The organism is Streptomyces javensis, from assembly GCF_039525925.1.
GTDB lineage: Bacteria > Actinomycetota > Actinomycetes > Streptomycetales > Streptomycetaceae > Streptomyces > Streptomyces asiaticus.
The window spans coordinates 1-12,871 of sequence record NZ_BAAAIF010000031.1 but is presented as its reverse complement, the minus strand read 5'-3'; the positions used below and the strand labels follow the sequence as shown (position 1 = coordinate 12,871).

The window sequence follows — 12,871 nt, the reverse complement described above, 5'->3', positions numbered from 1 at the left end:
GCTCGCTGACCAGCACGTTTCTTTCAGCTACCACATGGGGGGCCGGGGTCCTGCTTGCCTTTTTCCTCGTGCCGCCCGTAATCGTTGAGCAGTAGTTGCGTGGTGATGTTGATGTGCTGGCTGAGTGCCTCGACGACGCCTGGTACATCCCGGGCGATGGCGTGATCGCAGATCATCTGGTGTTCTGCGGCGACATCGCGGTGGCTGTGCTCGGCCGGTGTGCGGGCCCAGCAGCGGTAGACCTCGGCGGCATCGCGCAGCTGGGTGGCGATGTCCCGCAGCTGTCGGTTGGGGCATCCCTCCAGCAGGACGCGGTGGAAGCGGGCGTGGGCGTTCAGCCAGTGTTCGCTGAGGGCTCCGTCGTCGCTGAAGTACGGAGTGCGGGCGAGATGGTGGTGTGCCGCGAGCAGATCGGACTCCCACTCGATGGTGCCGGCCGCGACGGACTCCCGGACCACGTGGATTTCGATGAATACGCGGGCCTCGGTCAGCTCCTGAAGGCGCTCGGGGGAGACGGTGACGACCCGGAACCCTCGCTGTGGCGCGAAGGTCGCCAGCCCCTGGCCGACCAGCCGGGGCAGCGCCTCCCGTATTACCCCGCTGCTGGCGCCGTAGCTGTCCTTCAGGGCTTCCACGCGCAGACGTGAACCGGGTTCGTGTCGTCCGTTGAGGATGTCCGCGCGCAGCCGCTGGTAGATCTCCTCGGCGCGGGTCATGGAGCTGGTAGTCGCCATGTCGCAGATTCTAGCGCGCTTAGATATTCCAAAAAAATCTCGAGATTTTCTTGACGTGTCGACTGGGAGGGGCGTTGACTCTGGTCATCCAGAAGCAGGAAGACCGGAGGCGGCGCGCGATGCGGACGACGACCAGAGCAGGACGGATGTGCCTGGTGACCGGGGAGGCGGTGATCGATGTCGAGCAGGCCAGTGCAGGCCGGTTCCCGGCTGATCCGCTGGCAGTGTTCGAGGAGTGGGACGCCTTCCGGTCCTGGGCCGCCGCGCTGGAGGCTGCCGGTGTCCAGACGTCGGCGGGGCCGGACGGCGGTGTCTCGCCGACACCGCGGCAGGTGTTCGCGATCGGGCTGAACTACCGCGACCACGCCGAGGAGGCCGGCCTGGCGGCGCCTGAGTCCCCGTCGGTCTTCACCAAGTTCGCCACGTCCCTCACCGGCCCCGACACGCGGCTGCGGCTGCCCGGCGGCCGCGTCGACTGGGAGGCCGAGCTGGTGGTGGTGATGGGGCGCCGGGCAGAGCACGTTACGCCCAAGGACGCCTGGTCCTACGTGGCCGGGCTGACCGTGGGGCAGGACTACTCCGAGCGCGATGTGCAGTCCGTGGGCCCCGTGCCGCAGTTCTCTCTCGGCAAGTCCTTCCCCGGATTCGCGCCGACCGGCCCGGTGCTGGTCACGGCCGACGAGTTCGCCGATCCGGACGACCTGGCGATCGAGTGCCTCGTCAACGGGGAGAGCGTCCAGAAGTCACGCACCTCTTCGATGATCTTCCCGGTCCCGGAACTGATCGCACGGCTGTCCGCGGTGTGCCCGCTGCTGCCGGGCGACCTGATCTTCACCGGCACCCCCTCAGGAGTGGGACACGCCCGCACCCCCCAGCGCTACCTGCGGCCGGGAGACGAGGTCGTCACCCGTATCGAGGGCATCGGACAGCTCCGGCAGACCTGCGTCGCCGCCTGAGAGAGGGGCACCCCATGGCTTTGCACAGGCTTCAGTCACTCACCGTCGGAGTGCCGGATGTGGCAGGGGCGGCCGACTACTACGCCGACTTCGGACTCGAGCAGATGGCACCCGGACGGTTCGCCACCGTCGAGGGCGGTGAGCAGTTCTTCCTCGAGTACTCTCCCGTCCGGCGGCTGCTGGGGATGGCGGTCGCCGCCGACGACGGCGACGACCTGGACCGGATCGCCGCGAACCTGGAACGGCTCCAGCTGCCGTGCGAACGCGACACCGGCTCCCTGCGCACCAGGGAACCCATCGCCGATGTATCGGTCGAGGTCCGTGTCGCACCCCGGCTGACCCGGATCACCGTCCCGGCCACCCCGTACAACGGCCCCGGACGCCCGGACCGCGCCGGCACCCGGGCACCCGTGCTCTCCCGCACCGGCCCAGTCCGGCCCCTGGCCCTCGGCCACGTCGTCATCGGTTCGGTGGAGCAGGAGTCGACCCAGCGGTTCTTCACCGAAGGGCTCGGTTTCAAGGTCAGCGATGTCGTCCCCGGCACGGCCGCGTTCCTGCGCTGCTCCACCGACCACCACAACGTCCTGGTGCAGCAGGCGCCACTGAACTTCCTGCACCACACCTCGTGGCAGGTGACGGATGTCGACGAGGTGGGCCGGGGCGCCACGCGCATGCTCACCGAGCACCCGGAACGCCATGTGTGGGGGCTCGGCCGCCATCACATCGGGTCGAACTTCTTCTGGTACCTCAAGGATCCGGCCGGCAACTTCAGTGAGTACTACGCCGACATGGACTGCATCGTCGACGACCAGCTGTGGACGCCACGCTCCTTCGAGGGCATGCAGGCGCTCTACACCTGGGGGCCTCCGCCGCCGCCGTCGTTCCTCGCTCCCGAAGACCTGGCCGCGCTGATGGCCGGCGCCCATAAGGCCAATAACTGAGAGCGCTCGACACCGTAAACCGCGGCGAGGCGCGTTGCCCCGCCCGCATCACACGGATGAGGTCCCGAGCCGCATTCCTGCGCCGACCCGCCGTCGACGAGCCGCACGTAAGACACCTCCGCCCCTTTCCCGCAGCGCCGCGGTCAGCAGTCGCGACGGGTGAGACTGTTGAAATCGGAGCCGGAACATTGAGCACACCAGCCTTCGTCCGTCGGCGCGGCCAACCGTCCCCGGGCCCTTCATCGCCGTCAGGCACCGCACTCGCCGTGGGCCTGGCTGTGATGACGCTGGAGGGCTTCGACCTCGTCGCCTACGGTGCGACCACTCCGCTGCTGCTGGGCTACCGTCCCTGGCACCTCTCCGTCGCCTTCGTCGGCCTGCTCGGCAGCCTCACCCCCATCGGCATGCTCATCGGCTCCCTGCTGGTCGGCCAGTTCACCGACCGGTTCGGCCGCCGCCGAACGACCCTGATCAGTATCGCGGTGGTCAGTGCCGGGATGTTCGCCTGCGCCGTGGCACCCCTTCCCTCACTGTTCGGCGCCGGCCGATTCGTCGTCGGGCTCGGTGTCGGTGCGATCTACCCGGCGATGGCCCCACTGATCTTCGAACTGGCCCCGGACAGGCGAAAGAACCTTTACTCGGGCATCGTCCAGTGTGGGACCGCCATCGGCGGTTCGTTCGCGGCCCTCGTCGCCAACACACTGCTGAGTGGGCAGAGTTTCCACCAGGAGTACCTGGTCGGCGGCATCGCCGGTCTGCTTCTGCTGCCCATGGCCTTCGTCTGGCTGCCCGAGTCCACGGAGTACCACCAGGCGGTCAGCGCGTCGGCCCCCGACCTCGGCAACCGTGGTGTCCGGCTGGTGTTCAGACCGCCCTACCGCGGCACCACCCTGATGTTCTGCGCCATGGCGGCCCTGTCGTTCTTGCTCATCTTCGGCATGAACACCTGGCTGCCGCGGCTGATGCAGACGGCGGACTATCCGTTGCAGGACTCCCAGACCTTCCTCGTGCTGCTGAACCTCGGTGCCACCGTCGGTGGGCTCGCGATGGCGCTGCTGGCTGACCGTGCCGGATCGAGGGGCCCGATCACGGCCAGTTTCGTCCTCGGAGCCGCCGCGATCGTCGCCATGAGCGCCCAACTGCCGCTGCCGGTGCTCTACGGCATCGTGATAGTCGGCGGCTGCGGCGCGGTCGGCGTCCAGGGGCTGATCAACGTGTACATCTCACGTTCCTACCCGGTGACCGCGAGGGCCAGCGCGGTGGGTGTCGCGCTCGGGGTGGGCCGCATCGGCGCCATCGCCGGCCCCACGTTCGGCGGCTGGATCCTCGCGGCCGGCCTGGAACCCCGCTGGAACTTCGTCCTCTTCGCCGTCCCCGCCGTCCTCGGTGCGGCCCTCGCCCTGGCTGTCGGCGGACGGACATCCCGGAGTCAGGGCCGTCTCGCCCCCGCGCCGCGCGCCAAAGAGCCGACGGCCGGACACACAAAATGAAAGAGCGCATCATGGACACCTACGACATCGCCGTCGTCGGCTGCGGCCCGGTCGGACTGGCTCTCGCACGACTGTTGGCCATGAAGGGGCTCCGGGTCGCCGCCATCGACCCCAACCGGCTCGTCTGCCAGCATCCGCGCGCCACGCATCTCGACGACGAGACCATGCGCCTTCTACAGACCCTCGGCGCGCAGGACATGGAACACCGGTTCCTGCGCCAAGCCGCCTGGACACTCCACCGGGAGGACGGGCGGGCCTTCCTCCAGCAGACGCTGCCCGAGGAGGAGTCCGACCAGGGGTGGCGCACCGACTACCAGTTCCACCAACCCGACTTCGAGTCGCGGCTGCGGGGTCTGCTGGCGGCCGACGCGAACGCGGACCTATGGTTCGGCTGGACGGCCACCGCGATCGAGCAGGACGACAAAGCGGTGCGGCTCACGCTGCTCGACCGGTCGACCGGAGCCGAAACCACTCTCACGGCCGGGTACGCCGTCGGCTCCGACGGCGCCAACTCCTTCGTCCGGCAGGCGATGAACGCCGAAGTCGAGGACCTCCACGGCACTCAGCGTTCCCTCATCGTCGACATCCACCCCTTCGAACACCCTGCACAGCTCCCGGCGGACAGCGGATTCATCTGGTGCGAGGGGAAGCGGCCCGTGACCTACGTCCCGATCTTCCCGCCCATGCTCCGCTTCGAGTTCATGCTGCTCGACGAGGACGACGCGGCAGAGCTCGAACGACCGCAGTCGGTGTACGACCTGCTGAGCCGCTGGCTGGAACCGGGCAGCTACCGCATCATGCGTACTGACACCTACGAATGGCACGCCCGGCTCGTGCACGGCTGGCGGTCCGACCGTCTGCTGCTCGCCGGCGATGCCGCGCACGAAATGCCTCCCATGCTCGGCCAGGGCATGTGCTCCGGGCTGCGCGATGCCGCGAACGTGGCGTGGAAGCTCGCCGCCGTGGTCAAGGGCGAAAGTCCCCAAGCACTGCTCGACACCTACGAAAGCGAGCGGGCTGCGCACGTACGCCCTTACATTGAGGAATCCGCTCGGCAGTCCAACCTGATCGAAGCCCTCGGAATGGGCGCGTTCCCGGAGCTGAACGGAACGCAGACGATCGAGAGGTACCGGCCGCTGCTAGGGCCAGGCGTGGTTGTCCAGCCCGGCGGAGCCATCGGGCAACTGAGCCCGCAGCCACGCGGCGCGAACGGGGAGAAGCTGGACGATGTGAGCGGATACGGCTTCACCGTCGTGGGGAAGCCGGAGGTCACCTCCGCCGTGTCCGCGGATGTGCGGCAGCTATGGCGCCAGCTCGGCGTAGTGGCCGTCCCGGAGACGGGGCCGGCCATCGACCGCTGGCTGGCCGAACACGCGGCGGCAGCGGCAATCATCCGTCCGGATCGCTACACCTTCGCGCTCGTCGCCGACACGGCGGAACTGGAGCGGGCCACCCGCGACCTGGCGCGGACGGCATCGGTACAGGAGGTGGGCGCGTGAAGGAGTACGCGGCCGGAATGACGTGGGGGGAGGGCCCCCGCTGGCAGCGCGGTGCACTGTGGCTGTCCGACACCCAGGGCGGGAAGCTGTGGACCGACCACGACGGCCCCTGGCGCGGCATCCCGCTGGATGCCATCCCCAACGGCCTTTGGTTCCTGCCGGACGGGCGGCTGGTCGGGGCCATGATGCATCAACGGCGTATCGGCGTGTGGACCGGTGAGCGATTCGACACCTACGCGGACCTGAGCGCGGTGGCCACCGGTCCGCTCGGCGACATGGTCGGCGACCCGCACGGCAACCTCTACGTGGATGACGTCGGCTTCGCCGCGCACGCCGGTGAGCCATTGCGACCGGGCCGGCTGCTGCGCGTTGCCGCGGACGGAGCGGTACACGTGGCCGCCGAAGACGTTGAGTTCCCCAACGGGCTGGCCTTCGCCGGCGACGGCCGCACCCTGGTTGTCGCCGAGACCACCCGGCAACGACTGACCGCCTTCACCGTCGCGGACGACGGTGCCCTCACGGACCGTCGCACCTACGCCGACCTCGCCCACCTGATCGGCGACGACGTCCGGCCGGACGGAATCTGGTCGACCCAAGACGGAGTCTGGGTGGCCACCACGACCGGACACGCCGTCGCCCTGGTGCGGGAGAACGAGCTGGTCACCTCGATCGGCACCGGGACGCTGCTGCCGATCGCATGCTGCGGCGACGGCGGGAACCGGCTCTTCGTCACCCTCGCCGACACCCACGGCCTCTCCCTGGGCGAGGCCATGGCCACAAAGTCAGTGCACACGACGGTCGCACTGCTCGAAGTACCGAAGGCGGGGGACACCTCATGAGCACCAAACCACCGGACTGGACCCCGACGACACAGGCTGTCGAAGACGCCCGGATCACCGACTTCGCACGGTTCGCCTCACAGCACGCAGGACGTGACCTGAGCGGTGACTACCACAAGCTGTGGGCGTGGTCGGTTGACGACGTGAGCGGCTTCTGGGCCGCGGTGTGGGACTACTTCCGTCTGCCCGAGCGCCCAGCGGGACCCGCGCTGGCGACCGAGGCCATGCCGGGAAGCGTGTGGTTCCCCGGCAGCACGCTGAACTACACGGCCGAGGTGTTCCGCGACCGGACCGGCACCGACACCGCCGTCATCACGGTGACCGAGGACACCGGCCCGGTGGCCATCACCTGGCACCAACTGCGCCGCCAGGTCGCCTCACTCGCGCAGGCACTCACCGGACTTGGCGTGCGCATGGGTGACCGGGTGGTGGGGTACCTCCCCAACGGGGTGCAGGCCATCACAGCCTTCCTCGCCACCGCCAGCCTGGGCGCGACCTGGGCGGTGTGCGGTCAGGACTACACCGCGGCCGCGGCCGAAGCACGGTTCACACAGCTCCGGCCGACCGTGCTGATCGCCGGGACCGGCTGTCTCCACGGCGGGAAGCACATCGACCGCTGCCCCGACGTACAAGCCCTGCGCGACGCACTGCCGACCCTGGCGGCGACCATCGTTGTAGGGGACGCGACACGGGTGCCCGACGCCCTTGAGTGGTCCGCGCTCACCGAGCACGACGCCGACTTCGCACCCCGCACCGTCCCGTTCGACCATCCGCTGTGGGTCGTGTTCTCCTCGGGCACGACCGGACGGCCGAAGGGCATCGTGCACGGGCACGGCGGGGTCGTGCTCGAGCAGCTCAAAAACCTGGGCCTCCAGCTTGGCCTGCGCGCCGGGGACCGCCTGCTGTGGCACACCACGCCGAGCTGGATGATGTGGAACGTCTTGGTCGCTGGTCTGCTGCTGGGTGCCACAGCCGTGTGTTACGAGGGCAGCCCGACGTATCCCGATACCGATGCGCTCTGGCAGCTCGCGGCCGGCCTGGAGGTGAAGGTCCTGGGTACCAGCCCCGGCTACCTGGCGGCGTGTCGCAAGGCTGGCGTGCGGATCACCGACCACTGTCCGGCCTCGCTCGAGCGCCTGGGCGTCACCGGCTCGACGTTCCCCGGCGACCTGGAGCACTGGGTCGCCGGCGAGCTCGGGCCCCGGGCACAGGTGGTGTGTACCAGCGGCGGCACCGATGTGGTCACCGCGTTCATCGGTGCCACCCCCACCACTCCGGTCTGGGCCGGGGAGCTGTCCGCCCCCTGCCTGGGCGTGTCCGTGGAAGCCTTCGGCCCGGACGGGAAGCCGGTGCGGGGCGAGGTGGGGGAACTGGTAGTACTCCGGCCAATGCCGTCGATGCCGCTCTTCTTCTGGGACGATCCGGACGGCTGTCGCTACCGCAACGCCTACTTCGACGTATACCCGGGAGTGTGGCGGCACGGCGACTGGATCACCATCACCGATCAGGGCTCGGTGATCATGCATGGCCGGTCCGACGCGACCCTGAACCGCCACGGCATACGCATGGGCAGCAGCGACATATACGGTCCGGTGGAGGAGCTCAAGGAGATCGCAGAAGCTCTCGTCGTCGGGATCGAGCAGGACGGCGGCGACTACTGGATGCCGTTGTTCGTCACCACCACCGACGGCATCGACGTCGACGACGTGCTGCGCGAGAAGATCCGCAACGCCATACGCCACGGAGCCTCCCCCCGCCACGTACCCGACGAGATCATCCAAGCCCCCGGTATCCCGCACACCCGCACCGGCAAGAAACTCGAAGTCCCCGTGAAACGTCTGCTGCGCGGAGACGCTCAGGACACCGCGGTCGACCCCGGCAGCGTCGACAGACCAGAACTCATCGACTGGTACGCACGGATCGGCGCCGCTCACCGTACGCGACGTGGCACCGCTCCCGGTTCCGCTCCGTCCCGATCAGCGAACGGCAGACCCTAGAGCATTGAACGCTGCCCCGGGCTGCCTGACGCCGAGGCCAGCAGCATCGTTCCTGATGGCGGGGCCAGTCTGTCCGAGACCTGCCTACCGCCTCCGATCACCGCCACAAGGCACGACGAAGGAGCCCTGCCATGACCTACATCGCCTTGGAAGAAGCTTTCATCATCCCGGAGTTGTTCTCGCGCCAACCCTCGTCGCCCCAGAAGATCCAGGTCAGCGACCAGTACGTCAAGGACTGGGGACGACGCCTGGGTGACTTTGAGGAGCACCGTCTTCCCGACATGGACGCACACGGCATCGACATTCAGATCCTGTCGCTGAGCGTCCCCGGCATCCAAGCCGACACCGACGCCGGCGCCGCCGTCGACAACGCCCAGTTCGCCAACGACTTCCTCGCCCGGACCATCGCCCGCCACCCCACCCGCTTCAGGGGGTTCGCCGCCCTGCCCCTTCAGGACCCTGCCGCCGCCGTGGCCGAACTCCAGCGCTGCGTCGAGCAGCTCGGATTCAAAGGTGCCTTGGTCAACGACCACACGCAGGGCCGATACTTGGACGATCCCGCATATGAGGAACTGTGGAGCGCGTTGGAAGAGCTCCGTGTGCCGTTGTATCTGCACCCCGGTTCGCTGCCCTGCGACGACTGGCACGTGATGCGCGGACGGCCCGAGATGTACGGGGCCAGCTGGAGCTGGCAGGCCGAAACCGGCGGCCACGCCATGCGGCTGATCTATGCCGGAGTGTTCGACCGGCACCCCGCCGCAACCCTGATCCTCGGGCACCTCGGCGAGTTCCTGCCGTTCCAACTCTCCCGCATCGACTCGCGCTACCGCTCGCTCCGGGTCGACGAACCGCTCCAGCGGATGCCGTCGCAGTACTTCGGGAGCAACATCCTGATCACCACGAGCGGGGTACTGGCCCCGGAGGCCGTACAAGCCGCCGTGCTGACCATCGGGGCCGACGCGGTCATGTTCGCGGTCGACTACCCGTACGAGGTTACGGCCGACGCGGTGGCCTCGATCGAGAAGGCTGACCTTCCATCCCAGGTGAAGGAGAAGGTTGCCCATCTGAACGCCAGGCGTGTGCTGCGCATCTGACCGCATCGCCTCGTCGGCAAGGTCGCCCAGCTCGGGCAGGGGGTCTGGTCCGGAGAAGACGGCGTGGCGGGCGAGCCGCTCGGCAGCCGCGGGATGCTCGCCGAACAGGAGCGCCAGACCCCGCCGGTGCGACTCCCTGTTCTGCTGCTTCGGCTGGGCATCGCACCTTCCCCGGCGCGTGATCGGATGTCAGTTGGAGTCCGGGGCCGAGCCCGGGTCATCCCCGTACTGGGGCAGGAGGGCCGCGATCTCGGCTGCCGGGCGGGCTGTGTGCAGGCTGAGCAGGTCGGCGATCAGGTCGTCCAGGGGTGGCCAGGGAATGTTCCCGTGGTCGTTGTAGAGGCTGACCAGGCCGTGCAGCGCGGTCCAGAGCATGAGGCCGGCCTGCCACTGCTGCTCCGCCGAGGGCTGCCTGCGCTCTCCCTCGGCGGCGGCCGCCAGGGAGGTCACGACGGCCTCGAGCAGTTCGGCCCCGGCGCCGTGCGCTGATCCGGGGACAAGGTCGTCCGGCATCCGCCCGCCGAAGAGAGTGCGGTAATGGCCGGGCTGGCCGACTCCCCAGCGCACGTAGGCCGCGCACCGGGCGACGAGGTCGACCAGTGGATCCGGGGCTGACTCCGCGGCCTGGTCCATCAAACGGGCCAGTTCCTCATAGCGCAGCCGCAGCACGTGCTGGATCAGTGCGCTCAGGTCGGGGAAGTGGCTGTAAATGCTGGCAGGTGCCACCCCGACCTCACGCGCTACCTGCCGCAGCGTCAGCGTCTCCGGCTGATCAAGGGTGGACAGCAGCTTCGCCGCGGCGTCTACGAGCTGGGCCTTGAGAACCTGCCCCTGCCCGCGCGGATTGCGGCGACGGGGAGCGGAGCGCTCCTGAGACGACATCTTCGCCCCCTTCTGACCAGTGCGAACAGTTGGGCAACAGATGTTCACCGTACAGGCGGGGCAGCTCACGCCCTTGACATCACTAACCAACGGTTGTTTACTCAAGTAACCAACAGTTGTTCAGTTAGAGGATGAATGATCATGCGCATAGCCGTACTCGGAGCGTCAGGGCGGACCGGCGGCGCGCTCGTCGATAAAGCGCTGGAACGGGGACACGAGGTCGTGGCCCTGGTTCGCACGCCGGCCAAGGTCACCGTGTCCGCGTCGCGGCAGGTCGAGGTCCGGAAGGCGGATGTCACCGACCCGCAGGGCTTCCCCGACCTGACCGACGTCGACGTGACCGTCTCTGCCATCGGTATCGGTAAGGGTGACGGCCCGGGCGCACTGGTCGCCGGGGCCAGGGTGCTCGCGGAGGCCGGCGTCCGAACGGTGTGGCTCGGCGCACTGGGCTCGGGCGTGTCGAGTCGATCGGGTGGGCTGATCTATGCGGGGGTGATGCGGATGTTCGTCGGCTCGGAGCTGGCCGAGAAGGTCGAGGCCGACCGGATCGCCCTGGATGCCGGCGCTACGGTGTTCCACGCCCCGGACGTCACCGATGGCCCTCTCAGCCCTACCCGTCACATCGTGCCACTGGCGGACCTGCGGCGTCCGCTGCTACCGCCCCGAATCTCCCGGGCCACGCTGGCCTCCTTGTTGCTGGACGAGGCGGAGACGGGCCGGCACGGTACCGGAATCGTCGTACCCCTGAGTTAGTCATCGGTTGACGCGACAGCCCCCGTTGTCCACGGGGGCGGGAGCGAACCGCCATCGGCAACCGCGATCGTGGTTGTGCGGACGGCCACGCCCGGCACCGACGCGTGACAGGGGGCTGCCCCTCGTCCGGCACGCCGAGGCCAACGAGCACCGGCCGTCGCGGTACCCCGAACAAAATCGCCTGGGCGCATCAGGCATCGCCTGGTGCGAGTAACTACATCGGAAGGTCATCATGAACAACTTCTCAGGGAAAATCGGACTCGTGACGGGTGCTGGAAGCGGAATCGGCCGCGCGACGGCGATCGAGCTGGCCCGGCAGGGTGCCACCGTCACCGTCACCGACATCAACGAGGCCACAGCCGTCGAGACCACCGAAATGATCAGGAAGGACGGCGGAGAGGCACTGGCGCTCAGTGTCGACATCGCCGACGAGGACGCGGTGCGGACGGCCGTCGAACGCACGGTCGAGGCGTACGGCGGCCTCGACTTCGCCGTGAACAACGCCGGCCTGGACTCACACCACCGGCAGCTCGACCAGATGCCCCTGGAGGAGTTCGAGCGCGTGACCCACGTCAACCTGGGTGGGACCTTCCTCTGCATGAAGTACGAGCTACCCGCTCTGCGGAGCCGCGGCGGCGGCGCGATCGTCAACGTCGCCTCCAACGGCGGCCTGTACGCGATCCCGACCGCCCCCGCCTACGTGGCAGCCAAGCACGGCATCGTCGGGCTCACCAAGGTCGCCGCCGTGGACTATGCGCCGCACAACATCCGCGTCAACGCCGTCTGCCCCGGCCCGACCCGTACACCCGGCTTCGAAAGGGTGGCGGCCGGAACCGACTTGATCGCGATGCAGGAGGCGATCACCCCACTCGGCCGGATGGCCACATCGGAAGAGGCCGCCGCAGCCGCGGTCTGGCTCTGCTCGGACGCCGCGTCCTACATCACCGGGATCGCCCTGTCGGTCGACGGCGGACGGCGGGCATGAGGTCATCGCGGTCGAGGAGTACACGGCCACGGCCGCCGAAGCCCTCAGCCTGCCCCGGCCTCGGAACATCCGCGCCACACAAGGACGGAGCCGCCGTCAGCGACCCGACGACGGCTCATGAACGATCGAGGCTAACGCTTGTCACAGCATTCCCTGATCATTAGGGGGTGTGTCGATGGCGAGGCGGGGGCGTCATCGCAGGCTGGAGTTCGAGGTGGAGTAACTGGCGCCTGCCGGCAGCCGGGGTGGGCACCGTGGACGCCTGCAAGCAGCTCGGGTTCGGGCAGAAGACCGGGCACCGGTGGCGGACACGGAACGGAGGTCTCCAACGGGCGTCCAGCTCGCGGCAGAAGAAGTCGATGCGTGCGCCATGGCCGCGATCAGCGCCGTGGGAGCTGCCAACAGGGCTGTGAACCTGGCGGAGACGCTGGGAATCGACAAGCTCTTCCGGATCGGCAAGGACGAGGAGTGATCTCCGAGTGCCCTCCTCGCCGGGCCGCACGAGTCACCGGGCGCCGCCGGAAGACGCACTGAACGTCGAAACGCAGAACCGATGAGACGGTCGTGCTTCGTCATGGAGATCGCCACCCGGCGTGTCCATGTCCTAGCTTGATCTTTAACGTCTGGCGTCGAATGGTGCGTCGAACTTGATCACTCGGTTCGGTATCCGGCATACATCGAAGCGGCCTTCGTCTGAACAT

At 68.4% G+C, this 12,871-nt stretch carries 12 protein-coding genes; 10 read left to right on the top strand and 2 right to left on the bottom strand.

The genetic code is table 11. The annotated features are described in order from the left end of the window. Positions 1–23 precede the first annotated feature (23 nt). A complete protein-coding gene (locus ABD329_RS25595) occupies positions 24–734 on the bottom strand; it encodes a GntR family transcriptional regulator (RefSeq protein WP_198275241.1) in 711 nt (236 codons plus the stop codon). A gap of 119 nt (positions 735–853) precedes the next feature. On the opposite strand from ABD329_RS25595, the gene ABD329_RS25590 reads away from it, so the two are divergent. From ABD329_RS25590 to ABD329_RS25560, 7 genes are all read left to right on the top strand, one after another. Beyond that, on the top strand, positions 854–1,690 hold the full coding sequence (locus ABD329_RS25590; RefSeq protein ID WP_198275240.1) for a fumarylacetoacetate hydrolase family protein: 837 nt from the start codon (positions 854–856) through the stop codon (positions 1,688–1,690). A 14-nt stretch (positions 1,691–1,704) separates the two neighbouring features. Further along, on the top strand, positions 1,705–2,631 hold the full coding sequence (locus ABD329_RS25585) for a VOC family protein (RefSeq protein ID WP_198275239.1): 927 nt from the start codon (positions 1,705–1,707) through the stop codon (positions 2,629–2,631). Between the two features lie 266 nt (positions 2,632–2,897). Beyond that, the gene (locus ABD329_RS25580; protein WP_309142600.1) at positions 2,898–4,121 is read left to right on the top strand and encodes an MFS transporter; all 1,224 of its coding nucleotides are present in this window, start codon (positions 2,898–2,900) and stop codon (positions 4,119–4,121) included. Between the two features lie 11 nt (positions 4,122–4,132). Next, entirely contained in the window at positions 4,133–5,620 is a 1,488-nt protein-coding gene (locus ABD329_RS25575; protein ID WP_198275237.1) for a bifunctional 3-(3-hydroxy-phenyl)propionate/3-hydroxycinnamic acid hydroxylase, read from the top strand. Then, positions 5,617–6,459, top strand: a complete 843-nt coding sequence (locus ABD329_RS25570; protein ID WP_198275236.1) for an SMP-30/gluconolactonase/LRE family protein — start codon at positions 5,617–5,619, stop codon at positions 6,457–6,459. Before ABD329_RS25575 ends, ABD329_RS25570 begins: the two co-directional genes overlap by 4 nt. Beyond that, positions 6,456–8,456 carry an acetoacetate--CoA ligase gene (locus ABD329_RS25565; RefSeq protein WP_198275235.1) on the top strand — a complete coding sequence of 667 codons (2,001 nt, stop codon included), beginning with the start codon at positions 6,456–6,458 and terminating at the stop codon, positions 8,454–8,456. Before ABD329_RS25570 ends, ABD329_RS25565 begins: the two co-directional genes overlap by 4 nt. 131 nt (positions 8,457–8,587) lie before the next feature. Continuing rightward, entirely contained in the window at positions 8,588–9,550 is a 963-nt protein-coding gene (locus ABD329_RS25560; RefSeq protein ID WP_198275234.1) for an amidohydrolase family protein, read from the top strand. A gap of 189 nt (positions 9,551–9,739) precedes the next feature. Here the strand turns inward: ABD329_RS25560 and ABD329_RS25555 are convergent, their stop codons facing one another. After that, positions 9,740–10,432: a TetR/AcrR family transcriptional regulator gene (locus tag ABD329_RS25555; RefSeq protein ID WP_198275233.1), complete on the bottom strand. Its 693-nt coding sequence runs from the start codon at positions 10,430–10,432 to the stop codon at positions 9,740–9,742. Positions 10,433–10,567: 135 nt separating this feature from the next. Here ABD329_RS25555 and ABD329_RS25550 point away from each other — a divergent pair, with 135 nt between their 5' ends. The 3 genes from ABD329_RS25550 (at position 10,568) to ABD329_RS25540 (ending at position 12,642) form a co-directional block, all read left to right on the top strand. Next, on the top strand, positions 10,568–11,185 hold the full coding sequence (locus ABD329_RS25550) for an NAD(P)H-binding protein (protein WP_198275232.1): 618 nt from the start codon (positions 10,568–10,570) through the stop codon (positions 11,183–11,185). A gap of 232 nt (positions 11,186–11,417) precedes the next feature. Further along, on the top strand, positions 11,418–12,170 hold the full coding sequence (locus tag ABD329_RS25545; RefSeq protein WP_198275231.1) for an SDR family NAD(P)-dependent oxidoreductase: 753 nt from the start codon (positions 11,418–11,420) through the stop codon (positions 12,168–12,170). Between the two features lie 301 nt (positions 12,171–12,471). Continuing rightward, positions 12,472–12,642: a hypothetical protein gene (locus ABD329_RS25540; protein WP_198275230.1), complete on the top strand. Its 171-nt coding sequence runs from the start codon at positions 12,472–12,474 to the stop codon at positions 12,640–12,642. The last annotated feature ends 229 nt before the right edge of the window (positions 12,643–12,871 follow it).